Source organism: Cobetia sp. 3AK, from assembly GCF_029846335.1.
GTDB classification, from domain to species: domain Bacteria; phylum Pseudomonadota; class Gammaproteobacteria; order Pseudomonadales; family Halomonadaceae; genus Cobetia; species Cobetia marina.
The window spans coordinates 1-276 of the sequence record NZ_JARWKR010000037.1; the positions used below are offsets into that span (position 1 = coordinate 1).

At 64.5% G+C, this 276-nt stretch carries 1 pseudogene; it reads right to left on the reverse strand.

Annotated features, from left to right (window positions below):
• Positions 1-276, reverse strand: a pseudogene (locus tag QD228_RS17050) (UDP-glucose 6-dehydrogenase); the annotation flags it as partial.

Sequence of the window (276 nt, forward strand, 5' to 3'; positions counted from 1 at the left end):
AGTCCTCCAGCGCCGCGCCCTCCTTGAGGAATTCCGGGTTGGAGCAGACATCGAAATCCACGCTCACGCCGCGGTGCTTGAGCACTTCAGCCACGCGGGCGTGCACGCGGTCTGCCGTGCCCACCGGCACGGTGGACTTGTCGATGATGACCTTGTAGTCATCCATGTACTCACCGATGCTCTCGGCCACCGCCAGCACGTACTTGAGGTCAGCACTGCCATCTTCATCCGGCGGCGTGCCCACGGCGATGAACTGCAGCACGCCGTGCGCGACGG